Here is a 24751-nt window from a genome sequence, read left to right as displayed (position 1 = left end):
TGCGCCGAATAATTTCTGCACAATAACGACCATGAACCATGAATAGTCACTGGGAAAGGGAGAGGCGGGTGAGTCTCACAGCCATTCAGCCGCGGATTTGCATCAGTGGCGTACAACGTCTGCTGAGTGGCCTTGTCCTCAGTGCGCTATTGGCCGGTTGCAGTAGTTCGCCGTCTAGTACCGTGCAGGTGGTCGATCGCAATAACAATCGCGCGGCACCCATCCAGAAACGTCAAGCCGTAACTAGCGGGCAATACGTGGTTAAACGTGGCGATACGCTCTATTCGATCGCCTTCCGCTTCGGCTGGGACTGGAAAGCGCTGGCTGCGCGCAACAACATTCCTTCGCCTTATACGATTCGTGTGGGGCAGGCGATTCGCTTTGATGGCAAGTCGCGCGGCGGACAATCCGTTGCTGCCGCCACGCCGGTCGTAGTGACGTCATCAGCGGTCAAAACGCCCGCCGTGCCAGAGCGAACTGCGCCGGTTAACCGCCCGGTTCAGGCTCCTGACGTGCAGTCACCGGCCAATACTCCAGTGCAAGCAGTAAGCCGCTCGGCCACAGGTTGGGCATGGCCTGCCGGCGGCGCTTTGATCGGACGTTTTTCCTCAAACGGTAGTTTGAATAAAGGAATTGATATCGCTGGGGAATTAGGACAGCCTATTTTAGCTGCGTCAGATGGTTCCGTAGTGTACGCCGGAAGTGGATTACGGGGTTACGGCGAATTGGTGATCATCAAACACAGCGATACCTACGTAAGCGCCTACGGCCACAACCGCAGGCTTTTGGTACGGGAGGGGCAGCAGGTCAAAGTTGGGCAGACAATTGCCGAAATGGGTTCCACAGGAGCCGATCGAGTGAAACTCCACTTTGAGATTCGCCGTCAGGGTAAACCTGTAGATCCGCTGCAATTCCTGCCTCGCCGTTGATCCGCTGTCAGCCCGCGCCACCATGTAGGAGGACGGGCTCAGGTGTTGCCAGGGAAACAAGGCGCCGCCAGAGCTTGCTGTCGAACTCAGCAAGGGACAACAAAAATGGCACTCAACAAAGAAGCGCCGGAGTTTGACTTAGATGATGAAGTGCTCCTTATGGAGTCGGGCATCGTCTTGGAGGAAGTGCTGAGTGAGGAGTCCGATACTCCTACCAAGCGCGCCAAATCCAAACACTCCACCTCACCTAAGCAACACAAGTACATCGACTACACTCGTGCGCTAGACGCAACTCAGCTGTACCTCAACGAAATTGGTTTCTCCCCCCTACTTACTCCAGAAGAGGAGGTGCACTTCGCGCGGTTGGCGCAGAAGGGCGATCCGGCTGGGCGTAAGCGCATGATCGAAAGCAACCTGCGCCTGGTGGTGAAGATTGCTCGACGTTACGTTAATCGCGGCTTGTCGCTGCTAGATCTTATCGAAGAGGGCAACCTTGGCCTGATTCGAGCGGTGGAGAAGTTCGATCCTGAGCGCGGCTTCCGTTTCTCGACTTATGCCACCTGGTGGATTCGGCAGACGATCGAACGGGCCATCATGAATCAGACCCGGACGATCAGGTTGCCGATTCATGTGGTCAAGGAATTGAACGTTTACCTACGCGCCGCGCGTGAGCTGACGCAAAAGCTCGACCACGAGCCCTCGGCGGAAGAGATTGCCAGTCTGCTGGAAAAGCCGGTCGGCGAGGTAAAGCGCATGCTGGGACTTAACGAGCGCGTGTCCTCAGTGGATGTCTCCCTCGGGCCGGACTCCGACAAGACGCTGCTCGATACCTTGACCGATGATCGCCCGACCGACCCTTGCGAGTTGTTGCAGGACGATGATCTATCGCAGAGCATTGACCAGTGGCTGTCGGAACTGACCGATAAGCAACGTGAGGTCGTGGTACGGCGCTTTGGGCTGCGAGGCCATGAGAGTTGCACTCTGGAGGAGGTTGGCCAGGAGATTGGTCTGACCCGCGAGCGGGTGCGACAGATTCAAGTGGAGGCGCTCAAGCGTCTGCGTGAAATTCTGGAGAAGAACGGCTTGTCGAGTGACGCGCTGTTCCAGTAACTGTTTAACGATCCAATAAAGACCCGGCTCTGGCCGGGTTTTTTGTGTGAGGTCTTGTAAGTGATTGCTTACAAGTGGTGTAAGTGATTGCAGGGAAGATCGGCCAGCAAGGTGTCTGATGTGTTCGTCGCTATTTTCTAACATGTTGATATTTATAACTTTATTTTTATATTTTGCGTTCATTGAATAGCCTCTAGATATTTAGCCTGACTTGCTGCTGTCAGGGATATCGCTACTATCACACCTGCGTCTAGGGAATGACGCGGGCCGGCAAGGATGTTGGTCGGGAACATCGCGGGAAGCGATTCATCAGGACGATGAGGTGGGAAAGAAAGGGAGTAGGGACAAAAGAGTGGGCGGGTCAAACCGCCCCTTTTTTTGCCTGTAGAAAAGTGACAGGCAAAAATGCAAAAGGCCCGCTGATGCGGGCCTTTTGCGTTCAAGTCTGCAGCAATCAGCGTTCCAGCTGTTCCAGCTTGTTTTTGACGCCATCCCACTCTTCGGCGTCGGCCAGTGCTTCTTTCTTCTCGGTGATATTGGGCCAGATTTCGGCCAGATCACAGTTCAGCGCGATAAATTCCTGCATGTCATCAGGCACTTCATCTTCCGAGAAGATCGCCTGGGCTGGGCACTCGGGCTCGCAGAGTGCGCAGTCGATGCACTCGTCCGGGTGAATCACCAGGAAATTCGGGCCTTCGTAGAAGCAGTCCACCGGACAGACTTCCACGCAGTCGGTGTATTTGCACTTGATGCAGTTGTCGGTGACGACGAAGGTCATTTCTAATTCTCTCCTCAGGCGGCTGGGGAGTCCTTGTATGAGTTGGACTCCTCTGCTCGGGAAATTATAGCTGCGGCGCCAGGCTATAGGCCGCAGCATCCCAAAGCGCGCGCGATTCTAACAGCTTGCGCGGGCGGGCGTTAGATTCGCGTTTTCAGTGTATATAACAGTTCCAGCGCACGACGCGGAGTTAGATCATCCGGATTGATCTTCGACAATTCCTCGAGCACTGGATGCAGCATGCTGGCAAACAGGTCGCTTTGCATCGGTAGCGCAGGCTGTCCGGGCTCTGCGCGCGGAAGCTCATGGGGTAGGCTGGTGGTTTCTAGGCGGGCGAGATGTTGGCGGGCGCGCAGAATGACACCGCCGGGAACGCCGGCTAGCTGTGCGACTGCCAAGCCATAGCTTTGGCTCGCAGGGCCAGGCAGAACGTGGTGCAGAAAGACGATGCGCTCGTTGTGCTCGGTAGCATTCAGGTGCACGTTGGCCACGACTGGCTCGTTTTCCGGCAGTACCGTCAGCTCGAAATAGTGGGTGGCAAACAGCGTATAGGCACGCAGTTTGGCCAGATGTTCGGCTGCCGCCCAGGCGAGTGACAGGCCGTCGAAGGTGCTAGTGCCGCGCCCAACTTCGTCCATCAGCACCAGGCTGCGATCGCTGGCATTGTGCAGGATATTGGCGGTTTCGCTCATCTCGACCATAAAAGTCGAACGGCCGCCGGCGAGGTCGTCGCTGGAGCCGATACGGGTAAAAATGCGGTCGACCAGCGATAGCTCGCAGCTGGCTGCCGGGACGAAGCTGCCGATATGCGCAAGCAGCACGATCAGCGCGGTTTGCCGCATATAAGTGGATTTACCACCCATGTTCGGGCCGGTAATGACCAGCATTCGGGTTGCGTCATCCAGCGTCAGATCGTTAGCGACGAAGGGGGTGGTCAATACTTGCTCAACTACTGGATGGCGCCCCTGCACGATGAGCATGCGCGGCTCATCGACGAAGCGCGGGCGATTCAGATCGAGGTTCAGGGCGCGCTCGGCCAGGTTGCTCAGTACATCCAGTTCGGCTAATGCGCTGGCGCTGTCTTGCAGTGGGCCAAGGTGGCCGATCAGCCGCTCCAGCAGCTCGTCATAAAGCATTTTTTCGCGGGCCAGGGCACGGCTCTTGGCGGAGAGCGCCTTGTCTTCGAACTCTTTCAGCTCGGGTGTGATAAAGCGTTCGGCGCCTTTCAGCGTTTGCCGACGGATATAGTCGGCAGGCGCCTGCTCGGCCTGCTTGCTCGGTAGTTCGATGAAATAGCCGTGTATGCGGTTGTAGCCAACTTTCAGGTTTGCCAGTCCGGTACGGGCCTTCTCGCGCGTTTCGAGATCGATCAGGAATTGTCCGGCGTTCTCACTCAGCGATTGCAGCTCGTCCAGCTCTGCGTCGTAGCCGGTCTTGAGCACGCCGCCATCACGGATCACGGCGGGTGGATTATCGATAATCGCGCGTTGCAGCAGGTTCGCCAGTTCTGGATAAGTGCGGACAGTTGCCGCCAGCTCAATCAGGTGTGGCGCTTCCAGTTCAGTCATTGCTTTCTGCAATTCAGGTAGTGCCGCGAGAGCATCACGCAGGCGCGCCAGATCGCGCGGGCGTGCATTGCGCAAGCCGATGCGGGCGAGTATGCGCTCGACGTCGCCGATCTCTTTCAATTGCGGTTGCAGGTTCTCGAAGCGATAGCGTTCCAGCAGGCAGGCGATGGATTCCTGACGCGCATCCAGCACCGCGCGCTGGCGTAACGGGCGATTCAGCCAGCGAGTCAGCAAGCGGCTGCCCATGGCGGTCTGGCAGCGGTCGACCACCGATTGCAGGGTGTTGTCGCGGCCACCGGCGAGGTTGGTGTCCAGTTCAAGGTTGCGGCGGCTGGCGCCGTCAAGGATCACCGTGTCGTCAAGGCGCTCATGGCGCAGGCTGCGCAGGTGCGGCAGGGCAGTGCGCTGAGTCTCTTTGGCGTAGGCCAGCAGGCAGCCGGCGGCGCCGATGGCAAGGGTCAGGCTCTCGCAGCCAAAGCCTTTCAGATCCTGGGTGGCGAACTGTTGGCAGAGGCTTTTGAGCGCCGAATCACGCTCGAAGTCCCAGGGCGCGCGACGACGTACGCCGCGGCGTTTCTCTGCGGGCAAGCCTTGCGGCCAATCATCCGGAATCAGCAGCTCAACCGGGTTGAGACGCTCCAGTTCGGCGAGCAGATTCTCCCAGCCGTTGATTTCCAGCACGCTGAAGCGACCGCTGGTGATGTCCAGCACGGCCAAGCCGAACAGGCGCTCGTCACCCAATACGGCGGCCAGCAAGTTATCCCGGCGCTCGTCGAGCAGCGCTTCGTCGCTCACCGTGCCAGGGGTGATGATGCGGACCACTTGGCGATCGACCGGGCCTTTGCTGGTCGCCGGGTCGCCAATCTGTTCGCAGATCACTACCGACTCGCCAAGCTTGACCAGCTTGGCCAGATAACCTTCGGCGGCATGATAAGGAATCCCGCACATCGGAATGGCGGTGCCGGCCGACTGGCCACGGGCGGTCAGGGTGATGTCGAGCAGCTTGGCGGCCTTCTTCGCGTCTTCGTAGAAGATCTCGTAGAAGTCACCCATGCGGTAGAACATCAGCTGATCCGGGTGCTGATTTTTCAGCCTCCAATATTGCTGCATCATCGGGGTGTGTGCGGAGAGGTCGCTCTGACTCATTACCTGGCCTTGCGTGCAAAAGGCGCTAGTGTACGGTATCCAACTAACCCGCTTTAACCCCGGAGAAGGTCTTGGAAGAGATTACTCGTCTCGCCGCTCAGCTTGGCGGATGCTTGCAGTCTTTGAATGCGCAGGTGACTACCGCCGAGTCCTGCACGGGCGGCGGCATTGCCGAAGCGATCACCCGTATCTCTGGTAGCTCGGTTTGGTTTGAAGCGGGTTATGTCACCTATTCGAACAGACAAAAGTCCCTTCAGCTGGATGTACCGGCCGAGTTGTTTTCGTTGGTTGGTGCGGTCAGTCGTGAGGTGGTCGAGGCCATGGCGCGCGGCGCACAGTCTAAAAGCGGTGCGCGCTTCGCTGTGGCGGTGAGCGGAGTGGCTGGCCCGGATGGTGGTTCACCGGCAAAGCCAGTGGGCACGGTCTGGTTGGCTTGGTGCAATGCCGAACAGCTATTTACGCAGTGTCGGCAGTTCTCGGGCGGCCGCGCTGAAGTGCGCCGACAAACGGTCGAGGCCGCGCTAGCGGGGCTGATCCGACTAGCCGCGGGAGAAAATCCAGTTCAGGGGTAGGCGAGCGACTTGCCCTATGGAATAATACTGGCTACTTATACAGTTGTTAGCGGCCGCTAGGCCCTCTTGATCACGTGAGGATTCAATGGACGAGAATAAGAAGCGCGCCTTGGCTGCGGCCCTTGGCCAGATTGAAAAGCAATTCGGCAAAGGCGCGGTAATGCGCATGGGCGATCATGATCGCCAGGCGATTCCGGCCATTTCTACCGGCTCTCTCGGGTTGGATATCGCGCTTGGCATTGGCGGTCTGCCGAAAGGCCGGATCGTCGAAATCTACGGCCCCGAGTCCTCCGGTAAAACCACTCTGACGCTATCGGTGATTGCCGAAGCGCAGAAAATGGGCGCGACGTGCGCCTTCGTCGATGCCGAGCACGCACTTGATCCGGATTACGCCGCTAAGCTGGGCGTGAACGTCGATGACCTGCTGGTTTCGCAGCCGGACACCGGTGAGCAGGCGCTGGAGATCACCGACATGTTGGTGCGCTCCAATGCGGTGGACGTGATTATCATCGACTCCGTGGCGGCTCTGGTGCCTAAGGCCGAAATCGAAGGCGAGATGGGCGATATGCACGTCGGCCTGCAGGCCCGCTTGATGTCTCAAGCGCTGCGTAAAATCACTGGCAACATCAAAAACGCCAATTGCCTGGTGATCTTCATCAACCAGATCCGCATGAAGATCGGCGTGATGTTCGGTAGCCCGGAAACCACCACTGGCGGTAACGCCCTGAAGTTCTATGCCTCTGTCCGTTTGGACATCCGTCGCACTGGTGCGGTGAAAGAGGGTGACGAGGTGGTAGGTAGCGAAACCCGTGTCAAAGTGGTGAAAAACAAGGTGGCGCCGCCATTCCGTCAAGCCGAGTTCCAGATCCTTTACGGTAAAGGCATCTATCGGAACGGTGAAATCATCGATCTGGGCGTGCAGCTTGGCCTGCTGGAGAAGTCCGGCGCTTGGTACAGCTATCTCGGCAATAAGATTGGCCAGGGTAAGGCGAACTCCGCCAAGTACCTGGAAGACAATCCGGAAGTTGGCAAGACCATCGAGAAGTTGATCCGCGAAAAACTGCTGGTGGCTTCCAACGCTAGCGCCGCCGCTGCGACCAGCACGGTCGATGATCTGGCCGACGCCGACGTTTAATTCGCACTATGTCCGTTGTGCTCGACAACCCTGCCGCAGTACGGCGGACCGCCATGGATCTCCTGGCGCGCCGCGAGCATGGGCGCGTCGAGCTGACGCGTAAGTTGCGCAAGCGCGGTGCCCCTCCTGAGTTAATTGAGCCCGCCCTCGACCGTCTTACGGAAGAGGGGTTGCTCTCTGAGTCCCGTTACCTGGAAAGTTTTGTCTCCTATCGCGCGCGCTCCGGCTATGGGCCGTTGCGCATCCGTGAAGAGTTGACGCAACGCGGTTTGTCGCGGGCGGATATCGAACAGGCCTTGCGCGACAGCGGGATTGATTGGCGTGAGCAGTTGGAGGAAACCTGGCGGCGCAAGTTTGCCGGGCAGCAACCCGGTGATGCTCGTGAACGTGCCCAGCAGGGCCGTTTCCTTAGTTATCGCGGTTATCCACTGGACTTGATTGGCCGCTTGCTGCGCGGCGCCTTCGACGAATGAGTGTGTCGCCGGCAGCCTTAAGCCATGCGCTGTGCGCATGGCTGGATGTCGAGGAAACAGGTTCAGCTATAACTGCGAGAGTTAGGCGGGTTACGCCCAATTTTGCGGCCGGTTGATGGTGTCGAGCAGCTCACGCAAACGGCCGTGATCACGACCATTGAACATGAAGGCCAGCCGGGTCAGGTGGCTCAGCTCGGGTTCGTCGCGTTCTGCGTCGAATAGCGCTTGCTGCTGAAAGCCGTCGCTCTTGCAGAGGTCGGTAAAGTCTTCGTGCAGTTGTGCCAGCGCGGCCTCGCTCAACGTATGGTTCATGCGAATCACAAAGCGGTCCTTGAGCCAGCGGCTGGAGTGGAAGTTGCTATAGAACTGGGCAATTTCTTCCGCTGCTTCTTCGGCGCTGTGTACCAGGCGGATCAGTTTCATATCGCTGGGGAGGATGTAGCCATTGCCCTCCAGCTGCTTGTGGATGAAGGCCAAGGCATCCTGCCAGAAGCTACCGCCGGGCTCATCCAGTAGTACCACAGGTACCAGCGGGCTTTTCCCGGTCTGGATCAGTGTCAGCACTTCCAGCGCTTCATCCAGCGTGCCAAAGCCACCAGGGCAGAGCACCAGTGCGTCGGCCTCTTTGACGAAGAACAGCTTGCGCAGGAAGAAGAAATGGAACGACAACAGGTTGCCACTGCCTTCGACGGTGGCGTTGGCGCCTTGCTCGAAGGGCAGGGTGATGTTGAAGCCCAGGCTGTTCTCCAGCCCGGCGCCTTCATGGGCCGCCGCCATGATGCCGCCACCGGCACCGGTAACCACCATCAAGTCATAACGCGCCAGAGTGGCGCCGAGTTCGCGTGCCAAGGCGTAGATCGAATGATCGACTGGAGTTCGTGCTGAGCCGAAAACGGTGACCTTGCGTCGGCGTTTGAACTGCTCGAGGGTGCTGAAGGCGTGCTCCATCTCACGCAGGGTTTGCAGCATGATTTTGGCGTCCCAGCGATTGCGGTCGGCTTGGGCCATGCGGATGACGGTGATCAGCATTTCGCGGTAAAGCGCTAGATTGACGCTGCTGCCAGGGGTAGACAGCGCGACCAGTTCATCGACCTTGCTGGCGAGGTCGATCCCACTGGTCTGGAAGTGACGAGATAGATAGTCGTCCGGTTCGTAAGGCATTCAACTTCTCCTTGTGCTGCAGAACCTTTGGCTATGCCACGAGAGTTGGCACGGCTGCGACACGGGTTGTGTCGCGAGCAATTCAGGCAGGGTGGCTTGAATTGCGGAGTCAGACCCAATGAGGTCTGGCAGGCGCTGATCGAGAGTGATGTGTATCGATCAGGACTGGCTTCGAGTGCGAGCGCTCCTTCGGGTTCAAAAGCGGGCCTGCTCGATCAGGGCTTCTGCGTTATGCGCTCGCGCGGTGAGTTGGTTTTTTTCGATCTCCGTAGTGTTCAGTAAAGCTCAAGGTGATGAGCTTACTACTGCAATCAAACAGGCCATGTAGACGGTTTGCTCGTAAGGCCGAGAGCTTAGGTTTGTACCACGAAGCGGGATGTCAGCGCAGATCTGTTGACGCAGGGATGCGCGTGTTGGTGGATTGGCCTGCAATACCGCAGCGTTTGCTTTCACGCTCGGGTCAGGGCGATCCGAGTGCGAGGCGTTTAGGGAGTAGCTGTTCTCTCGTTGGCGTAAGGACTCGCAACAGTCCGCCGCCGCAACGACGCGCCAACTTATTCTGTGGGTCAATCGGCTCTGTACCACTTGCTGCAGCAAGCGGCACAAGCTACCGATATCGCCAGGGAGACGGTTGTTTGCAGTGTCTTGTGGCCGACATGCGGTGCGCCCTCGGCGCAGCAGGGCGGATTACTGCAGGCCGCAGTCAGCTTTGCTGAAGCGCTCAGTGGTGACCGGGCGGTTGGTCTTGTACTCGCTGAATTGATAGCGCAGCACTGCGCCGCGGGCCAGTAGCTGGCGATAGCCGGTGTTGTGGCAAACGCTGTTGGCCAGCTGCGTGCGCACCGCGTCGGGATTGCCGCGCATCTGTACAGCGTGGCCTTCACGCACACTCAGGTGATTGACCAGCTCGTTGCCGTCTACTGTGTAGCCCTGATCAAGGATGTCTTCGTTGATAGCTCGTGGCGTGCCAACGCTGCTTTCTTTGGCCACTTTATCCAGCATTTTGACCAGTTCGTAGTCCTTGAGCGAGGCGGCCTGTGCAGTGGGCAGGACAAAGCAGAGGGCGAGAGCCATAACGCGCAGCATGTAAATCTCCATAAAGATAAAACGAGTTTGACCCCGGATGGCGGTGGGTGTTCACCCGCCTAGCCAAGAGTTCAGAACTGTAGCAGCGCGCATCCTGAACAAGCCACAAGGGGAGATCAAGCCCGAGCATGGCCGGTGTGTCCTGCGGCACTCGCTATCAGTCGCGAGCGGAGCGTTTGTCAGCGTTATTCAGCCACTGCGCGAAATGCCTCTAACCTTGTTCGCCTCCTGCCAGTTGCCGCTCAAGAGTCGTGTCAGCCACACGCTCAGCAATGATGCTAGCGATTCGTGTCCGTGGTGGCCGTAGGGGCAGCCGAAACCGCTCTTTGCGTGGGTTGCAGGCGGGCTTGGTGCTGTTGGTACTCAGTCGACAGCATGTGTGGTGGCGTTAATGAAGCAACGGACCGGTGGTTGGCCAATTTCAAAGCGACTGATCACAGGGGGTTGAGTCCCACTGCTGCTGAAGGTTAAGAGCTGTTCACGTTAACGCTTGAATGACCTTGAGCCTGGCTCCAGGCGGTTTTCAGCAAAGCCTCTGATAAACTTGGCCGCCTCTTTTGCTCATCGGAATGTTCGTATGTTCAGTGTTTGTCTTTTTGCTCGAAAGCTGCGATGAGCCATGCGGTTTCTCGGCTGCGCGCCGAACGTCTGGAGCGCAGTACCAAACCTTTCATCGCCCGTGGTTCGCGAGCGGTACGTTGCGAACATTGCCGGGTGATCGACAGCTATTGCCTGTGCGCCTGGCGTCCACGGATGCAGACGCAGGCGGGCGTCTGTCTGTTGATGCACGACGTGGAACCGTTGAAACCGACCAACACCGGTTGGTTGATTGCCGACGTGGTGCCGGACACCTTCGCCTACAGTTGGTTTCGCACCTCGGTCGAACCCGAGGTACCGGTGCTGCTGAACGATCCGCAGTGGCAACCTTATGTGGTGTTCCCCGGTGAGTTTGTCGCGCCTGAGCGGGTGGTGACCGAGGTCACGCTGGAAGAGGGCACGCGCCCGCTATTTATCCTGCTCGATGCGACTTGGACCGAGGCGCGCAAGATGTTCCGTAAAAGTCCCTATCTCGACAGCCTGCCGGTGCTTAGCCTGCAACCCGAGCAACTGTCGCGTTATCGCCTGCGGCGCTCCAAGCGAGACGACCATCTGTGTACTTCGGAGGTGGCGGCGTTGTGCCTGGAGCTGGCGGGTGAGCAGCGGGCCGGCGCGGCGCTGGATGCTTACCTTGAGGTGTTTACTGCACATTACCTGGGCGCCAAGTATCAGCGCGCGGTTGATCCCGAAGACGAGGCGCACCGGCGGCTGGCGGCGTATCTGTAGGCTTGCCGGATAGCGCTATTGGGGCGTGCGAGAGAGTTGCCCGCTCTATCTCGTCATCCCCGTCGCGTAGGCGGGCATGACGCAATCTTTTGAGCGGACTCAGGCCAGCAAGGTTGTCATGCGGTTTTCGTTTCAAGCGCGCTGGTGTCGAGCTTCTTCGGCCACAACTGCGCCACCAGCATCCCGGCGAACATCAAACCGCAGCCGATATAGCCGCGCAGGTGCAGCGACTCGTCGAGCAGCAGGGCGCCGGCAATGGCGGCGAATACCGCCTCGAGCGAGAAGATGATGGCCGCGTGGGAGGCGATGGCATGTTTCTGCGCGATTACTTGCAAGGTGTAGCCGATCCCGACTGAGATCAACCCGCCATAAATAATCGCCGGGCCGGCGGCAACGATGTTGTCCAATTGGATCTCTTCGAACACCAGCGCCAGCAGCAGGCTGACCAGCGCGCACACGGCGAACTGGATGGCCGCCAGACGGATCGGGTCATAGCGGCTGGCGAAAAAGCCCACCAGCAAAACATGGATGCCCCATACAAAGGCGCCGGCCAGTTGCAACCAGTCGCCGGAGGCCACGTGGAAATTCTCACCGACGCTTAGCAGGAACATGCCGAGCACCGCCAGGCTCGCACCCAGCCAGGTGCCGAGGCCGGTCTTGTGACCCAGTGCCAAGCCCAGTAGCGGTACGATGATCACGTACAGCCCGGTGATAAAGCCGGAGTTGGTCACGCTGGTGAACAGCAAGCCAACCTGCTGCAGGTTGATCCCCAGCGATAGCGCGATCCCCATCAGTACGCCGCCGAGCAGTAGGCCACGGTTGAGCGGTTGTTTTGCCCCAGCGGCTGGTCGGCGTAACACCAGCGGCAGCAATACCAAGGTGCCGAGGGCAAAGCGCAGGCCGGAGTACAGGTACGGGCCGATCGAGTCCATGCCCATGCGTTGAGCGACAAAGGCGCTACCCCAGATCACCGCGGTGATCAGCATTAATAGGTCGGCACGCAGGGCTTGGTTTCGCATGGGCGTTCTCGGCAGGAAAGCCGCAGACTGTGCCGGAAAGCGTTGAACTTGACCACCCCATCCTGGCTCGGCATGCTGGGCGCCGCCTCCGGCCCCCAACAAGAACAGGATATGCCCCATGGCCGCCTACGAAATCCTGATTGCCGATGATCATCCGTTGTTTCGCAGCGCCCTCCATCAGGCTCTAACGCTGGGCCTTGGCCCGGATGTGCGGCTGGTGGAAGCCGCCAGCATCGCTGAGCTGGAAGCCCGACTTGGTGAAAAAGCCGACTGGGATCTGGTGCTGCTCGACCTGAATATGCCGGGCGCCTATGGGTTCTCCGGCCTGGTGCTGCTGCGCGGGCAATACCCACAGGTTCCCGTGGTGATGGTGTCGGCCCAGGAAGAAGCCGCCGTGGTTGCCCGTTCCCGCGAGTTTGGTGCGAGTGGTTTTATTCCGAAATCCAGTTCGCTGGAAACCATTCAGCAGGCCGTACGAGTGGTGCTCGAGGGGGAGGTCTGGTGGCCGCCGCAGGCGCTTGAGGGTGGCAGTGTGTCCGCCGAAGCCAAGGCCGCCAGTGCCGGGCTGGCTAGCCTGACGCCACAGCAGTTCCGGGTGTTGACCATGGTTTGCGATGGCCTGCTGAATAAGCAGATCGCTTACGAGCTGAACGTTTCCGAAGCGACGATCAAGGCTCATGTCACCGCCATCTTCCGCAAGCTGGGCGTGCGCACGCGGACTCAGGCGGCGCTGTTATTGCAACATCTGGAATCCATTCCGGCCAGCTGATCCGGTCCGCCGCGTCAGGTTTTCACGCTTTTTTGACCGCTTTTGGCATAGCCTGCGGCCCTCACCAATATTGGTTGTTTTCTTCATGTCGCCATTCAAGGGCCAGACCGGCCTGAAACGCATCCTTAACGCCGCCGGCTATTCGTTTGATGGCCTGCGCGCAGCCTTCACTGGTGAAGCCGCTTTTCGCCAGTTGGTGCTGCTGAATGTGCTGCTGATCCCGCTGGCGTTCTACTTCGACGTCAGTCGCGGCGAGCGTGCGTTAATGATTGCTGTGTGCTTGGTGGCCTTGATCGTTGAACTGCTCAACTCGGCAGTCGAAGCGGCGATCGACCGCATATCGCTGGATCTGCACCCGTTGTCGAAGAATGCCAAGGACATGGGCAGCGCCGCGCAATTTGTCGCGCTGAGCCTGATCGCCAGCGTCTGGGCGGTCATTCTCCTCTAAGGCGTTCTCGTATGGATGTGCCGCATCACGGTACATCCACGCCATGCATCGACGGCAACACGATCTCATCGCTGCGGCTGATGCCTGCCGTCAGTTTTCTGCATTGCTCTAAGAATTCGCGCATGGCCGTAGTCCGGTACTTCTGTTTATGCCAGATGAAGTAGAACTGCCGGGTGAGATCCAGCTCCGGGGTTTCCACTGGCACCAAGCTGCCTCGGCGAAACGCATCGCGCAGTGCGAGGCGCGAGATACAGCCAATCCCCAAACCAGACTCCACCGCCCGTTTGATCGCCTCGGTATGCTCCAGCTCCAGGCGGATATTCAGCGCCGCCGGGTGGTGACGCATCGCCTGATCGAAGGTGAGGCGCGTACCGGAGCCTTGCTCGCGCAGAATCCACGCCTCACGGGTCAGCTCCTCTAAATTGGCTTGGCCTCTGCTGGCGAGCGGATGCTGCGGCGCGCAGAACACCACCAGTTCATCCTCCACCCAGGGCTGCACTTCGATATCCGGATGCTGGCAGTCGCCCTCGATCAGCCCCAGATCAATCTCGTGGTGCGCCACCTGTTGCACCACGTGAGCGGTGTTCTGTACGTGCAGTTTGACCCGGCACTCCGGGTGGTGCTGCATAAAGCTGCCGATCAGCAGGGTCGCCAGGTAGTTACCCACTGTCAGGGTGGCGCCGACGGAAAGCGAGCTGAAACCACTTTTGCCGTTGAGCATGCGCTCGATTTCTTTCGCCTGATCCAGCAGCGCTACCGCTTGTGGCAACAGCTGGTGGCCGAGGGCGTTGAGCGACAGGCGTTTACCCGCGCGGTCGAACAGCTGGCAATCGGACTGCCGCTCCAGCTCAGTCACCGAGGTGCTGGCGGCCGACTGCGAGAGGGCCAGCGATGCTGCCGCGCGCGACACGCTTTCCTGCTGCGCGACGGCGACAAAGACCTGAAGTTGACGGAGAGTGAATCGCATATCTATATAACCGATAACCTATATCTTAATAATTCACTTAACAGATATTGTGGCCGCCCTTAAAATGCCGCGCAACTGCACCCGTCGGGTGTGAGCGACTTTCCGAGGAAGCCTGCATGAGCAATCTGAACGTAGAGCGTGTGCTCAGCGTCCACCATTGGAACGATACCCTGTTCAGCTTCAAGACCACTCGCAATCCTGGCCTGCGTTTCGAGAACGGCCAGTTTGTGATGATCGGTCTGCAGCAAGAGAACGGGCGCCCGCTGATGCGTGCTTACTCGATCGCCAGCCCGAACTACGAAGAGCATCTGGAGTTCTTCAGCATCAAGGTTCAGGACGGCCCGTTGACCTCGCGACTGCAACACCTGAAGCCAGGCGATGAGCTGATGGTCAGCCGCAAGCCGACCGGCACCCTGGTGTTGGATGACCTGCTGCCGGGCAAACACCTCTACCTGCTCAGCACCGGCACTGGTCTGGCGCCGTTCATGAGTGTGATCCAGGACCCGGAAACCTACGAGCGTTTCGAGAAGGTCATCCTGATTCACGGCGTGCGCTACGTGAACGAAGTGGCGTACCGGGAATTCATCACCGAGCACCTGCCGCAGAACGAATTCTTTGGTGACGCGCTGAAAGAAAAGCTGATCTATTACCCCACGGTGACCCGTGAGGAATTCGAGAACATGGGGCGGCTGACCGACCTGATGCGCAGCGGCAAGCTGTTCAGCGACATCGGCCTGCCACCGATCAACCCGCAGGACGACCGCGCGATGATCTGCGGTAGCCCGAGCATGCTCGATGAGACCAGCGAAGTGCTGGACAGCTTCGGTCTGAAAATCTCTGCCCGCATGGGCGAGCCGGGTGATTACTTGATCGAACGTGCTTTCGTCGAGAAGTAAGCCGCTTGCGCTACCTGAAAAGCCCGCCTTTTGGCGGGCTTTTTTGTGTCTGGGTAGACGCTGTTTTCAATTCGGCGGGCGGAGCCAATTTGCAGCCAGCTCTTAGATGTGGCTTAAACGCTGGCCGGACAGCGCCGGGTGATAGATCGGCTGTACCTTGTTGCCGGCGGGGTCGAGCAGATGAAAGCTGCGTGCGCCATCGCCGTGATCGAAGGGGCGGTCAAGCAGGGTGACGCCCTGTGCCTTCAGATACTGATACCAGGCTTCTAACTCTTCAACGCTGTCGACGATAAAACCGTAGTGATCAACCGCTTGCACGCCGCTGCTCTCGGCATAGGCGCGGCCGAGGGAGAGGTTGTCGTTGCCGCAGGTCAGGTACACCAAGTCTTCATTGGCACGGTGCAGCACTTGCATGCCGAGTATCTCGACATAAAAGCGCTCGCAGGCTTCTAGATTCGGTACCAAGAGGGCCAGGTGACGTAGGCCGTTAAGCTGGCTGGGGCGGCTGAGCATTTTCTTGTACTCCAATTTGTATACAATTTGGCGAGAATATAAGACAAAAAGGATAGCTCTGTGTACTGCCTGATTCTCAAGACCCAGCTAAAGCCCAACAGCTTCGAGGCCTTTATGGCCGCCATGCGCATCAACGCCGCCGCCTCTGTGCGCGATGAGCCAGGCTGCCTGGCGTTCGACGTGCTGCGTGATCGCAGCGATCCGGATCTGCTTTATCTCTATGAGGTTTACACCGACGAGGCGGCGTTTGAGGCGCATATGCTGACAGCGCACTTTCTCGCCAGCCGGCCGGTGGTGAATCCACTGATCGTCAGCCAGGAGGTGATAGAGGCCGATGTACTGGCGCTTAATCCAGCGCGCAGTTGATGGGGTAACGCTGTAGAGGGGCATGCATTTTTTGATCGTTCCCACGCTCAGCGTGGGAACGCAGCCTGAGACGCTCCGCGTCTGCTTTGCTCTATGAATGGGCGCAGAATGTGCCTGCCGCTGCTCAGGCGTCCAGCACTTCCACCACGCAGATGCGCGTTGGCTCGGGATAATGCCAGCGTACCTCCACATCCCACAGGCGGGTGCCGTAGCGACGTGAGGGATCTGGCAACTGATAAGCCGGGCGCGGGTCTTGCGCCAGACACTGCTCGATCAACTCGACCAGCGGCTCGCCGAGGCGCAGCGCCTGTGCGCGGGCCTGAGCTAGCGCAGCGTCAGCCCACTCCACGGCAATCAGCTGCGGCGCCGCGTCGGCAATCCGGTTGAAGGCCGTATCGAGCCGGTCGGCATAGGGTACATAGGGTTTGATATCCAGCACTGGCGTGCCGTCCAGCAGGTCGATACCGGACAGCCAGAGTTTGCCGGGTTCGACCCGCTCGAGCTTGACCACCGACTGACCGATGCCATTGGGTCGGTGCGTCGAACGGGTGGCGAACACCCCGAGCGATTGATTCCCACCGAGGCGCGGCGGGCGTACTTTCAATCGTGGTTTGTCTTCCAGCGCCTGATGAAAGAGGAACAGCAGCCAGACATGGCTGACCTGCTCCAGGCCTTCGATGGCTTCGGCTTGATCGAATGGTGGCACCAGCTCCAGCACGCCACGCGCGGCCGGCGCCAATTGTGGCTGGCGCGGAATGGCAAATTTCTCCTTGAAACAGGAGCGGACGAAACCGATGGGGGAAACCGAGTAGGACATGGGAATCAGACTGGCCAGGAACCGCGCCATCATACCTGTGCACGGGCGCTTGGCCAGCGCTCATGCGTGCACTCGGCCAAGCAGCAGGAGCGCTCCCCAACCGAGCAGCAGCAAACCACTCAGACGGCTGAACCCGCGCCCGCCAGGCAAGGTCTTTTCGAGCAGGACATAGCCGCCGATCATTGCGACCCACAGCAGGTTCATTACCCCGCCAACGAACAGCAAGCCCATCAGTGCCCAGCAGCAGCCCAGGCAGTACAGGCCGTGGGCCAGGCCCATGCGCCAGCCACCACGCACGCCAGGGCGCCAGTACGCCAGCAAGAAATGCAGCGGTCCACGGCAGCGTTCCAGGCAAGCTGCTTTAGTGGGTAACAGTTGATAAGTGCCGGCAGCCAGCAACAGGCCAGCGGCGAGCATGGGGCTGCCGCGCATGTCTGGGCTGAGCAGGGTGAGCTGCTCCAGGCTCCATTGCAGCAAGGTGGCGAGCAGGCTGAAGCCACTCCAGACCAGTACATAGGCCAGGCAAAACAGCGTCAGGGCCCAGCGTCGCTGTGCGTTTGGCAGGCGTTTGCGCAGCATCAGCTGGTACATCAGCATCATCGGCAGGGCGCTGGGCAGCATCATGCCGATCATCATCACCACCCACATGGCGAACATCAGCAAAGCATCGCCCAAGCTCCAGGGCATCGGCATGCCGGCCATGGCCATATCCGCCATGCCACCTGGAGCGGCCATACCGCTTGCCAGCCGCCGCAACGCCAGCCAAGCCAGGCCGGTCAGTGCCAACAGGCAAAACAACAACAGCCACTGCTCCTTACGCAATGGCCATAAGCGCTGGGCTCTTTCAGCCACCCCCTCGGATAACCGGAGCACCTTCAGCGCACCACTCCCTGACCGGTGAAATGCAGCTTGGCGAAGTGCCCATGGCTCTGCTTCGAACTGATCTTGATGGCGCCGTGGGTCCGATAACTGCCGCTGGCCATTTCCGCCTCGGTGAATTCGAAGCCGTTGGGCAGGATCAAGCGGGCTTCCTGCGGCTCGCCGGTGACGGGATTGCGGATCGGTTCACCGGTCACCTCCAGCACGCCAGGGATCCGCGTGTGCGCTTGGCGGCTGGCCATGTCGACCGAGAACTCGATTGGCACGAACTGCGGTTCGTACATTTCGGTGATGGTGCTACTGAACACCTGGAACACAGTGGCGCCGGGTTCCGTCTCCTCGCCGGAAAGGATGGTCAGGAGTGCCTCGCGTTGCGCAGGTGAGGCTTTGTCCTCGATAAACACCTGGCAACGGCCATTGCCTTCATGGATGGCGCCGGGCCAGGCGAAAGTGCCAACCCAACACAGATCATCCAGTGATATATCGTTGAAGTGTCCGTGCTGTACCCGCATCGAAACCACGGCTTCGCAATTGCCGTGGGTGGGAAGGGCGCTGAATTGGCACGGGCAGCCCCAGTTGCAGTTGCAGGAGGCGAATTCGATCCCCTGTAAATGCCAGTCTGCCATGCTCATGACTAACCTCCTTCTCGCTTTTCTAGTGCGAGAGGTCGCGCTACCCCCATCAAGTAACGCTAGCAGAGCCGGGGTATGGGGCAGCAGCAGCCGACCAAGGGCTCAAGGCCTGAACGGCTTTTGCCCGCCGCCGCACGGCGTAGGCGGCAGGCGCACCTCAAAACCTGTTCAAGATCGTCGCGAGCGCAGGTCAGGGCCGCACCCGTTCCCTACGGGTAGCGGCATTCCCCACATCCATGTGGGTCACAAGGCATAACAAGAACAGGCGAGGAAGCGGAGTTTACGAGTGGTAAATGAGCATTCCGAGCCTGTTTTCAACGCAGCATGGCCAAGCGCAGCAGATATTGAACAGGTTCTCAGAGGCTGAAACCACCGTCGATGGGGATGATGTTGCCGGTCATGTACGCCCCGGCGGTGCTCGCCAGGCTGATGGCCAGTGCAGCCATCTCTTCTTCACGGCCCCAGCGCTTCATCGGGATCATTGCGGTGTCTTCGGCCAGCGCCTCGGCATCCTTGGCGATATGGCTGGTCATCTTGCTTGGGAAGCGCCCGGGGGCGATGACGTTGACGTTGATGTGCTGAGTGACCAGCTCGCGGGCGAGTATCCGCGACAGCTGGTGTAGCGCCGCCTTGCTGGGACCGTAGGCGTAGGCGTCTTCGCCGAAGGAGGAAATCCCCGCCACCGAGCCGATATTGATGATTCGCGCTGGGTTCTCCGCCGAGCCGGCCTTGCGTAGCAGCGGCAGCAAGTGCTGGATGCAACTGAACACTGAGGTGACGTTCAGTTGCATGACCTTTTCCCAGCCCTTCACCGGATAGCTTTCCAGAGGCGCGCCCCAGGTAGTGCCGGCGTTGTTCACCAGGATATCCAACTGGCCGATTTCGCTGCTCAGTTGCGCCGCCAGCGCCTCTATGGCTTCCTCACTGGCCAAGTTGGCCGAAATGCCGTGGCACTTGCCGAAGGCAGACAGTTCGGTTGCGGTGAGCGTGCAGGCCTCGGCATCGCGGGCGCAGACATACACCGTGGCGCCGGCCTCGACGAAAGCCTTGGCAATCATCTTGCCGATGCCACGGGTACCGCCGGTGACCAAGGCCGTGCGGCCTTGCAGGGAGAAGTAAGGGTGCATGGCGAGTCCTCTGAGCAATGGGTGGAGGTACCCTAATCGTCGAGAGGGGATCGCGGAGGCACTATTGCGCTTGGGAATGCACGGCCATGCGCAGGAGGGTGGTGGCTAAGCCGTCCCCCCATCGAGATGCGAGTTGCTTAGCCGCGGATGCGCAGGGTCAGGCCCTTGAGGAAGTTTCTCAGCAACTGATCGCCACAGGTGCGGTAGTTGCTGTGGCCAAACTTGCGAAATAGCGCGCTCAGCTCCGGTTTGGAGACCGGAAAATCAGCGGCTTGCAGGATGGCGTGCATGTCGTCTTCTTTCAGCTCGAAGGCCACGCGAAGCTTTTTCAGCACCATGTTGTTGGTGACCGGCAACTCCATCGGATGCGCCGGGCGACTTTCGTCCTTGCCACGCTTATGGAAAACCAGACCATCGAGGAAGTGCGCCATCACTTCATCGCTGCAATCGGCATAACCGTCTTCTTCATCTTTCTTCAGGAAAGCGCTGACATCGCTTAGCTGAACGTCGTAATCCGCGAGCTTGATGATCTCGACGATCTTCGCGTCGCTGATGTCGAGCATGTAGCGCACGCTGCGCAATACATCGTTATTGATCATTGTGGTGTCCTGATTAATTCATAAAGAGACAGCGCCGCAGCACTGTCAGCAAGCGCGGGATTAGAACTTCTCGGTCGCCGCCAAATAACGCCATTGTCCTGGCTGCAATTTGCCCATGGAGACGCCGCCGATGCGGATGCGCTTCATGCTGATGACCGTAAGCCCGACGCTGGCGCACATGCGCGCGATCTGGCCAGGCTGCGGGTTCTTCAGGGCAAAGCGTAGGCGGGTTTCGTTCTGCCAACTGGCCTTCACCGGCGGCAGAACGTAACCCTTGTAGGTCAAGCCGTGGTTGAGCCGGTTGAGCCCGTGCTCGGCGATCTCGCCAGCCACCTCAACGATGTACTCCTGCTCGAGTTTGGCCGCATCGTCGGTCAGCTTGCGCAACACGCGCCAATCCTGAGTAAACACCAGCAAGCCGCCTGCATCCGCTTGCAATGCCGCAGTCGGGCTCAGCCGCACAAAGTGGCCTTTTAGTGGACGAGTGCCGTAGCGGTGTTCAACCGACAGCGTAGCGGGGCTGATTAACTGCAACGCCGTGCTGGAGTCAGGCGCTGGTGGCTGGTGCAGCAGCAAGGTGACGGGTTCGGCTTTGCTTAGCACGGCATCCGGGAGCAGTTCGACTTTCTGTTCCTGTACCTTGAACTGCGGCTCCTCGACCACCTCGCCGTCAACCGTGACCCAGCCACCTTCAATGTACAGCTCCGCCTCCCGGCGAGAGCAGCCGACCAGCTCGACAAGGCGTTTGGAGAGGCGAATGGGGTCTGTCATGACAAGGGCCGTGAAGGAGAGGGCGACCATTGTAACCGCCCAGGCCAGGTTAATACCTGCGACCCGGAATAAACCTGCTGGATGGCTTTGCGTTGCCGAAGGCCCCTACAGAACCTAGGCCCAGTTGATGAGGAGCGCGAGGACATAAAGGGAAGTGGCCAAAAGGATGCCGCGAAACGGAATGCTGAACCAATAGCGTTTGCCCAAGAAGACGTAGCCGAAAAGCAGTAGCAACCCGAGGGATAGAAGGAAGGTGGACTGGAACAAGAACGCACTGTGCACCAGGGATAGATAGCCATACACGCCGCCGAACAGGATTGCGCCGTAGCTGTGGCTAGCGTTGAAGCCGATCCAGGCCTTCCACATGGTTGTTTCGCGCGTGATTACAGGCGACACCTCCTGCATGCGCGCTAGTAGTTCACGGTCGCGCGGCAGCAGTTTAGAACCATAGAAGGTGTACAAAAGGTGGATGAGGCCAAGCAGCAGAATGATCGCTGCGCTGGCAGCAATGAGCAAAGGTGGAAGTGTGCTCAATGCGATGACTCCCTTGGCTTAACGCCTGAATTCAGCGACGCCGAAGGCACCTGCCGGAATGAATTGTTATGCCTCAATCCTGGACTGCTAATTGGGGATTCCATACGACCTCCCACAGATGCTGATCAGGATCTTGAAAGTAGCCGGCGTAACCGCCCCAAAAGGTGTCAGCAGCAGGCTTGACGATTACGGCGCCTGCATTTTTCGCCTGCTCCATAACCGCGTCGACTTCTGCTTTTGACGAGACGTTATGACCGAGGGTGAATTCGGTAGGGCTTGGGCTGCTTAGCGGAATGCCAGAATCATAGGAAAGACTCTGGCGCGGCCAGATCGCAAGCTTCAAACCGCCCTGCAAGTCAAAGAAGGCCACTGCTCCGTGCTCAAACTCCTTGCCAATAATGCCTTCCGTCTTCAAGCCAAGGCCATCGCGATAGAAACGAAGCGACCTCTCCAAGTCGTCGACGCCAATGGTAATGACAGTAACTCGAGCTTTCATGCGTGATCCCCCCATGAGGTATAACGATTAAGCTGAGAGGGGCAGTCTATCGATGCTCCAGTGAGCGAAGCGAACGACTTGAACGGCTTGATGGGCGTCATCCAGCGGCCTATCGATAAAGTGCGCCGGGCACCCACCACTCCTCAAGCACTTGGCAAGCAAGCCCTATTTGTGCCGACTCTGGCGAGAAAGCCAAAAAGTCCAAAAAACGGGTGACGGCTGCCTCTTGTTGTGCCGAAAGCGACGCTAACCGCGGAGGGTCGCGATCAGGCGGCCGTAAAGAATTCAGCAAGCTATCTATGACACCGCTGCCTACTTGCACATGCCGAACGGCGTACTCGATAAGGTGGGGCAGGTAGTGACGCCAAGATGCTGGATCGAGATACCCGATGCCCCAGTGGTACTGCTCCAGATAGGCGTCCGAAATCACGTCCGCACATGGATCGAAGTTCGTTGGCTCGCTGTAATCGTCAAGAGCGTTTCCCGCGCGAAGTGTGACCGAGGGTACAGCGGCAGACTCGACAGAAAACGCGGAAAAGACTTCAGAAACAAGTGTGGGGTAGTTCATGGCTTGGTGACACCCAACGATCAAGCTAAGGGGTGGCCACTTGCGGGGAGAGTCGATATACGCATTGTTAGACACTACCCTCACATTCGATCACAAGGATTCTCGCAATGCCGATTGGGTGCGCGACATGTTCTGTGCCTATTGATGCATAGAAAATATCGCCGACCTCAAGAATACTTGACTGCTCGACACCATTTTCTCGATAGCGCATCTCCACCCTGCCATCGAGGACTGTAAAGACTTCCTCACCATCATTTATGTGCCACTTATAAGGCTGGTCCGTCCAGTGAAGGCGAGTAGTAATGCCGTGCATATTAGCAATGTCGACTGCTCCCCATGCACGTTCAGCGGTGAACTCTTTGCTGCGAATTATCTTCATGGTTTGTGGTTGCGTCTAACGCCTGAATTAAGCCGCGCCGCGAAGCGGCTTCGGCTGGAATGAACTGTTAAGTCGCGCACAACTGCCACAGCAACAATGCTGTCGCGAGAAGGCTCAAAACGCTCCGTATTGCGTGGAGCTTGCCCCAACGATCAAGCAAGATGCGCGTTTCGGCGGACGCTGCATCGCGGTCAGTCGCCAGCAACTTGCGGTTGGTGGGCATGACAGCAATCAGCGTGAATGGCACGACAGCGCCTATCAAGAGGCCGGCGACGAGCCACCACGCGCCGGCTCCTAACCACCAGGCAGCAACGGAAGTGACAAGCCCGACCAAGGCCAGCGGAGCCTGCATAAGCGTGGCCCGCTTATAGCTTGGAGCCCATTGCGTCAAAGCAGAACGGGTGTCTCCGAGCATGCGCGCAGGATGCTCTGCGACAGTGATGTAGATGGCGGCGCCGGCAAATATTGACGTACAGAATGTGGCTAAAAACTGCACTATTTGAAGCATAAACCGCGCTCCTTCGTGGCCTGACGTCTGATATGAGCGGCTTGCTGGTGGCTACTGCTCGATGGACGGGGCAGGCGTTCCGTTCAAGTTCGCGCCCTCGTTTGCCTCAACCGACAGTGCGCAACTGACAAAGAGCAATCGTGAGCAATGCTGCCGCCGCAAGCGCAGTGATTGTCCTTACGTGGTTCCACCTCGTCCAACTGAGGACATAGTCGCGCCAGGTGCCGACGGTTTCGGAGTTCGAAGCGTCAACTCGTGCTAAAGCATCATTCCGTGGCACGTTGCAGGCTATCGTCACGACGAAGTTGCCGAGGAGATAGAGTCCGCTTCCAGCCACAATGCAGAGGGTGCCTGAGCTCTGCCAACGCGTGAGCGAGTAAATGACAAGGAGCAGACAAGCTGCGGCGGTACCGAGGAAGAGGGACAGGAACAATGGATTGAGAACTGCAACGTTGATGGATTGCATGGCCGCAATGCCGCTTTCCGGATGGAGGCGAGCAAGGGCCTTCATCACGAAGTTCGAGAAGGCAAAGAACAGCCCGGCCATCACCCCGCAGCCCAGTGCTGCGAAGAGGGTCAAGAGGAATAGCAGTTCGTCGAGTAACGGCATGCGCTTGGCCTTAGAGTGGTGGGGCGCTTAACGATTAGGTTAAGGGGCCGCGGTACGCGGTCCCTGCGAGCGAAGCGAACGACTTGAACCGTATGTTAGGAGCCGTACACCCGCTGATGTGCTTTGGATCTTTGGTGACTGTCTAGAATGATCGTGGCCACAGAAAAAATTGCTACGACACCAAACGCGACCACGCCTAGGTTGAGTCCCATAATGGTTTTTTCCGTTCCATCCGACAGAACCATGGAACCACCGTACCTGCTTTGAATAGCATAGGCGACTAAAAAGCCGCCTGTAATGAAAAGTGCCAATGCGCTTGGTAAACGTACGTTATCTTTCCCCCAAGCGTGCCACAGGCAAAACACTCCTATTGCTGTGTTGGTTACCAGCTGCCATACCTCATGTAGCCGGGCATGTGGTGGCCATTCAGGATTAAATACATGGGTAGAGTTTATTTCGAGAATCGGGACTACAAGCCCGTAAATGAGCACGCCTAGTGTAACCAGTATTCTCAAGGTCATATTTGGTTCCTGACGTTCAGGTTAAGGGGTCGCGAAACGCGGTCCCAGTGA

Annotated in this window: 30 protein-coding genes; 10 read left to right on the top strand and 20 right to left on the bottom strand. The window is 58.6% G+C overall.

Going from position 1 to position 24751, the window contains the following annotated elements:
* Positions 1-68: 68 nt before the first annotated feature.
* Positions 69-929, top strand: coding sequence for a peptidoglycan DD-metalloendopeptidase family protein (locus tag D3879_RS19095; RefSeq protein ID WP_119956357.1), 861 nt, complete (start codon positions 69-71; stop codon positions 927-929).
* Positions 930-1034: 105 nt separating this feature from the next.
* On the top strand, positions 1035-2039 hold the full coding sequence (gene rpoS / locus D3879_RS19090; protein WP_119955821.1) for an RNA polymerase sigma factor RpoS: 1005 nt from the start codon (positions 1035-1037) through the stop codon (positions 2037-2039).
* Between the two features lie 454 nt (positions 2040-2493).
* Here rpoS and fdxA read toward each other — a convergent pair whose 3' ends face one another.
* Entirely contained in the window at positions 2494-2817 is a 324-nt protein-coding gene (gene fdxA / locus D3879_RS19085) for a ferredoxin FdxA (RefSeq protein WP_119955820.1), read from the bottom strand.
* A 140-nt stretch (positions 2818-2957) separates the two neighbouring features.
* Positions 2958-5531: a DNA mismatch repair protein MutS gene (gene mutS, locus D3879_RS19080; RefSeq protein WP_119955819.1), complete on the bottom strand. Its 2574-nt coding sequence runs from the start codon at positions 5529-5531 to the stop codon at positions 2958-2960.
* A gap of 71 nt (positions 5532-5602) precedes the next feature.
* On the opposite strand from mutS, the gene D3879_RS19075 reads away from it, so the two are divergent.
* The 3 genes from D3879_RS19075 to recX all read left to right on the top strand — a co-directional run bounded on the left by D3879_RS19075 (position 5603) and on the right by recX (position 7711).
* Complete coding sequence (locus D3879_RS19075; RefSeq protein ID WP_119955818.1) at positions 5603-6103, top strand: CinA family protein; 501 nt, start codon at positions 5603-5605, stop codon at positions 6101-6103.
* A gap of 85 nt (positions 6104-6188) precedes the next feature.
* On the top strand, positions 6189-7238 hold the full coding sequence (gene recA / locus D3879_RS19070) for a recombinase RecA (RefSeq protein WP_119955817.1): 1050 nt from the start codon (positions 6189-6191) through the stop codon (positions 7236-7238).
* Positions 7239-7246: 8 nt separating this feature from the next.
* Entirely contained in the window at positions 7247-7711 is a 465-nt protein-coding gene (gene recX / locus D3879_RS19065; RefSeq protein ID WP_119955816.1) for a recombination regulator RecX, read from the top strand.
* A 90-nt stretch (positions 7712-7801) separates the two neighbouring features.
* Here the strand turns inward: recX and D3879_RS19060 are convergent, their stop codons facing one another.
* Both D3879_RS19060 and D3879_RS19055 read right to left on the bottom strand, forming a co-directional pair.
* Entirely contained in the window at positions 7802-8872 is a 1071-nt protein-coding gene (locus D3879_RS19060; protein WP_119955815.1) for an LOG family protein, read from the bottom strand.
* Between the two features lie 687 nt (positions 8873-9559).
* Positions 9560-9958: a quorum-sensing-regulated virulence factor family protein gene (locus D3879_RS19055; protein ID WP_119955814.1), complete on the bottom strand. Its 399-nt coding sequence runs from the start codon at positions 9956-9958 to the stop codon at positions 9560-9562.
* A gap of 612 nt (positions 9959-10570) precedes the next feature.
* On the opposite strand from D3879_RS19055, the gene D3879_RS19050 reads away from it, so the two are divergent.
* Positions 10571-11281: a tRNA-uridine aminocarboxypropyltransferase gene (locus D3879_RS19050; RefSeq protein WP_119955813.1), complete on the top strand. Its 711-nt coding sequence runs from the start codon at positions 10571-10573 to the stop codon at positions 11279-11281.
* A 116-nt stretch (positions 11282-11397) separates the two neighbouring features.
* Here the strand turns inward: D3879_RS19050 and D3879_RS19045 are convergent, their stop codons facing one another.
* Complete coding sequence (locus tag D3879_RS19045; RefSeq protein ID WP_119955812.1) at positions 11398-12300, bottom strand: DMT family transporter; 903 nt, start codon at positions 12298-12300, stop codon at positions 11398-11400.
* A 118-nt stretch (positions 12301-12418) separates the two neighbouring features.
* Here D3879_RS19045 and erdR point away from each other — a divergent pair, with 118 nt between their 5' ends.
* Both erdR and D3879_RS19035 read left to right on the top strand, forming a co-directional pair.
* The gene (gene erdR, locus D3879_RS19040; RefSeq protein ID WP_119955811.1) at positions 12419-13069 is read left to right on the top strand and encodes a response regulator transcription factor ErdR; all 651 of its coding nucleotides are present in this window, start codon (positions 12419-12421) and stop codon (positions 13067-13069) included.
* An 85-nt stretch (positions 13070-13154) separates the two neighbouring features.
* Entirely contained in the window at positions 13155-13517 is a 363-nt protein-coding gene (locus tag D3879_RS19035; RefSeq protein ID WP_119955810.1) for a diacylglycerol kinase, read from the top strand.
* A 25-nt stretch (positions 13518-13542) separates the two neighbouring features.
* Here D3879_RS19035 and D3879_RS19030 read toward each other — a convergent pair whose 3' ends face one another.
* The gene (locus D3879_RS19030; protein WP_119955809.1) at positions 13543-14484 is read right to left on the bottom strand and encodes a LysR family transcriptional regulator; all 942 of its coding nucleotides are present in this window, start codon (positions 14482-14484) and stop codon (positions 13543-13545) included.
* A 116-nt stretch (positions 14485-14600) separates the two neighbouring features.
* On the opposite strand from D3879_RS19030, the gene fpr reads away from it, so the two are divergent.
* Entirely contained in the window at positions 14601-15380 is a 780-nt protein-coding gene (gene fpr / locus D3879_RS19025; RefSeq protein ID WP_119955808.1) for a ferredoxin-NADP reductase, read from the top strand.
* A gap of 102 nt (positions 15381-15482) precedes the next feature.
* Here the strand turns inward: fpr and D3879_RS19020 are convergent, their stop codons facing one another.
* Positions 15483-15893, bottom strand: coding sequence for a VOC family protein (locus D3879_RS19020; protein WP_119955807.1), 411 nt, complete (start codon positions 15891-15893; stop codon positions 15483-15485).
* 60 nt (positions 15894-15953) lie between these two features.
* Between D3879_RS19020 and D3879_RS19015 the strand changes: the two genes are divergently transcribed.
* Positions 15954-16259 (top strand): putative quinol monooxygenase, encoded by a 306-nt coding sequence (locus D3879_RS19015; protein WP_119955806.1) that lies wholly within the window; start codon positions 15954-15956, stop codon positions 16257-16259.
* A 124-nt stretch (positions 16260-16383) separates the two neighbouring features.
* On the opposite strand, the gene tsaA is transcribed toward D3879_RS19015, so the two are convergent.
* The 13 genes from tsaA to D3879_RS18955 all read right to left on the bottom strand — a co-directional run bounded on the left by tsaA (position 16384) and on the right by D3879_RS18955 (position 24700).
* Positions 16384-17076, bottom strand: coding sequence for a tRNA (N6-threonylcarbamoyladenosine(37)-N6)-methyltransferase TrmO (gene tsaA / locus D3879_RS19010; RefSeq protein ID WP_119956356.1), 693 nt, complete (start codon positions 17074-17076; stop codon positions 16384-16386).
* 60 nt (positions 17077-17136) lie between these two features.
* The gene (locus D3879_RS19005) at positions 17137-17949 is read right to left on the bottom strand and encodes a DUF2182 domain-containing protein (RefSeq protein ID WP_238474284.1); all 813 of its coding nucleotides are present in this window, start codon (positions 17947-17949) and stop codon (positions 17137-17139) included.
* A gap of 2 nt (positions 17950-17951) precedes the next feature.
* Positions 17952-18587: a DUF1326 domain-containing protein gene (locus D3879_RS19000; protein ID WP_119955804.1), complete on the bottom strand. Its 636-nt coding sequence runs from the start codon at positions 18585-18587 to the stop codon at positions 17952-17954.
* 356 nt (positions 18588-18943) lie between these two features.
* Positions 18944-19714: an SDR family oxidoreductase gene (locus tag D3879_RS18995; RefSeq protein WP_119955803.1), complete on the bottom strand. Its 771-nt coding sequence runs from the start codon at positions 19712-19714 to the stop codon at positions 18944-18946.
* Positions 19715-19851: 137 nt separating this feature from the next.
* Complete coding sequence (locus D3879_RS18990) at positions 19852-20313, bottom strand: YehS family protein (protein WP_119955802.1); 462 nt, start codon at positions 20311-20313, stop codon at positions 19852-19854.
* A gap of 60 nt (positions 20314-20373) precedes the next feature.
* Positions 20374-21084 carry an rRNA pseudouridine synthase gene (locus tag D3879_RS18985; protein WP_119956355.1) on the bottom strand — a complete coding sequence of 237 codons (711 nt, stop codon included), beginning with the start codon at positions 21082-21084 and terminating at the stop codon, positions 20374-20376.
* A 114-nt stretch (positions 21085-21198) separates the two neighbouring features.
* Entirely contained in the window at positions 21199-21618 is a 420-nt protein-coding gene (locus tag D3879_RS18980) for an LIC_13387 family protein (RefSeq protein ID WP_119955801.1), read from the bottom strand.
* A gap of 73 nt (positions 21619-21691) precedes the next feature.
* Complete coding sequence (locus D3879_RS18975) at positions 21692-22114, bottom strand: VOC family protein (protein ID WP_119955800.1); 423 nt, start codon at positions 22112-22114, stop codon at positions 21692-21694.
* A gap of 109 nt (positions 22115-22223) precedes the next feature.
* Entirely contained in the window at positions 22224-22682 is a 459-nt protein-coding gene (locus tag D3879_RS26370) for a DUF6714 family protein (protein WP_147411190.1), read from the bottom strand.
* A 67-nt stretch (positions 22683-22749) separates the two neighbouring features.
* Entirely contained in the window at positions 22750-23061 is a 312-nt protein-coding gene (locus D3879_RS18970; RefSeq protein ID WP_119955799.1) for a cupin domain-containing protein, read from the bottom strand.
* Between the two features lie 67 nt (positions 23062-23128).
* Positions 23129-23569, bottom strand: coding sequence for an anthrone oxygenase family protein (locus D3879_RS18965; protein ID WP_119955798.1), 441 nt, complete (start codon positions 23567-23569; stop codon positions 23129-23131).
* A 106-nt stretch (positions 23570-23675) separates the two neighbouring features.
* The gene (locus tag D3879_RS18960; protein WP_119955797.1) at positions 23676-24179 is read right to left on the bottom strand and encodes an anthrone oxygenase family protein; all 504 of its coding nucleotides are present in this window, start codon (positions 24177-24179) and stop codon (positions 23676-23678) included.
* 95 nt (positions 24180-24274) lie between these two features.
* On the bottom strand, positions 24275-24700 hold the full coding sequence (locus tag D3879_RS18955) for a hypothetical protein (protein ID WP_119955796.1): 426 nt from the start codon (positions 24698-24700) through the stop codon (positions 24275-24277).
* Between the last annotated feature and the right edge of the window lie 51 nt (positions 24701-24751).

Origin of the sequence: Pseudomonas cavernicola (assembly GCF_003596405.1) — a bacterium.
GTDB lineage: Bacteria > Pseudomonadota > Gammaproteobacteria > Pseudomonadales > Pseudomonadaceae > Aquipseudomonas > Aquipseudomonas cavernicola.
Note: the sequence above shows the minus strand (reverse complement) of the source record. Positions and strands in the feature narration are given on the sequence as shown.

What these genes read in the sequence shown, in the direction of transcription:
- erdR (WP_119955811.1), top strand. Translation starts at nt 12,419, where the DNA reads ATGGCCGCCTACGAAATCCTGATTGCCGATGATCATCCGTTGTTTCGC.
- D3879_RS19045 (WP_119955812.1), bottom strand. Translation starts at nt 12,300, where the DNA reads ATGCGAAACCAAGCCCTGCGTGCCGACCTATTAATGCTGATCACCGCG.
- tsaA (WP_119956356.1), bottom strand. Translation starts at nt 17,076, where the DNA reads ATGTCCTACTCGGTTTCCCCCATCGGTTTCGTCCGCTCCTGTTTCAAG.
- D3879_RS18985 (WP_119956355.1), bottom strand. Translation starts at nt 21,084, where the DNA reads ATGACAGACCCCATTCGCCTCTCCAAACGCCTTGTCGAGCTGGTCGGC.
- D3879_RS19050 (WP_119955813.1), top strand. Translation starts at nt 10,571, where the DNA reads ATGAGCCATGCGGTTTCTCGGCTGCGCGCCGAACGTCTGGAGCGCAGT.
- fpr (WP_119955808.1), top strand. Translation starts at nt 14,601, where the DNA reads ATGAGCAATCTGAACGTAGAGCGTGTGCTCAGCGTCCACCATTGGAAC.
- D3879_RS19055 (WP_119955814.1), bottom strand. Translation starts at nt 9,958, where the DNA reads ATGCTGCGCGTTATGGCTCTCGCCCTCTGCTTTGTCCTGCCCACTGCA.
- rpoS (WP_119955821.1), top strand. Translation starts at nt 1,035, where the DNA reads ATGGCACTCAACAAAGAAGCGCCGGAGTTTGACTTAGATGATGAAGTG.
- D3879_RS19030 (WP_119955809.1), bottom strand. Translation starts at nt 14,484, where the DNA reads ATGCGATTCACTCTCCGTCAACTTCAGGTCTTTGTCGCCGTCGCGCAG.
- D3879_RS19035 (WP_119955810.1), top strand. Translation starts at nt 13,155, where the DNA reads ATGTCGCCATTCAAGGGCCAGACCGGCCTGAAACGCATCCTTAACGCC.
- D3879_RS19020 (WP_119955807.1), bottom strand. Translation starts at nt 15,893, where the DNA reads ATGCTCAGCCGCCCCAGCCAGCTTAACGGCCTACGTCACCTGGCCCTC.
- D3879_RS26370 (WP_147411190.1), bottom strand. Translation starts at nt 22,682, where the DNA reads ATGAACTACCCCACACTTGTTTCTGAAGTCTTTTCCGCGTTTTCTGTC.
- D3879_RS19000 (WP_119955804.1), bottom strand. Translation starts at nt 18,587, where the DNA reads ATGAGCATGGCAGACTGGCATTTACAGGGGATCGAATTCGCCTCCTGC.
- D3879_RS18995 (WP_119955803.1), bottom strand. Translation starts at nt 19,714, where the DNA reads ATGCACCCTTACTTCTCCCTGCAAGGCCGCACGGCCTTGGTCACCGGC.
- D3879_RS19060 (WP_119955815.1), bottom strand. Translation starts at nt 8,872, where the DNA reads ATGCCTTACGAACCGGACGACTATCTATCTCGTCACTTCCAGACCAGT.
- D3879_RS18965 (WP_119955798.1), bottom strand. Translation starts at nt 23,569, where the DNA reads ATGCTTCAAATAGTGCAGTTTTTAGCCACATTCTGTACGTCAATATTT.
- fdxA (WP_119955820.1), bottom strand. Translation starts at nt 2,817, where the DNA reads ATGACCTTCGTCGTCACCGACAACTGCATCAAGTGCAAATACACCGAC.
- mutS (WP_119955819.1), bottom strand. Translation starts at nt 5,531, where the DNA reads ATGAGTCAGAGCGACCTCTCCGCACACACCCCGATGATGCAGCAATAT.
- D3879_RS18970 (WP_119955799.1), bottom strand. Translation starts at nt 23,061, where the DNA reads ATGAAGATAATTCGCAGCAAAGAGTTCACCGCTGAACGTGCATGGGGA.
- recA (WP_119955817.1), top strand. Translation starts at nt 6,189, where the DNA reads ATGGACGAGAATAAGAAGCGCGCCTTGGCTGCGGCCCTTGGCCAGATT.
- D3879_RS18955 (WP_119955796.1), bottom strand. Translation starts at nt 24,700, where the DNA reads ATGACCTTGAGAATACTGGTTACACTAGGCGTGCTCATTTACGGGCTT.
- D3879_RS18960 (WP_119955797.1), bottom strand. Translation starts at nt 24,179, where the DNA reads ATGCCGTTACTCGACGAACTGCTATTCCTCTTGACCCTCTTCGCAGCA.
- D3879_RS18990 (WP_119955802.1), bottom strand. Translation starts at nt 20,313, where the DNA reads ATGATCAATAACGATGTATTGCGCAGCGTGCGCTACATGCTCGACATC.
- D3879_RS18975 (WP_119955800.1), bottom strand. Translation starts at nt 22,114, where the DNA reads ATGAAAGCTCGAGTTACTGTCATTACCATTGGCGTCGACGACTTGGAG.
- recX (WP_119955816.1), top strand. Translation starts at nt 7,247, where the DNA reads ATGTCCGTTGTGCTCGACAACCCTGCCGCAGTACGGCGGACCGCCATG.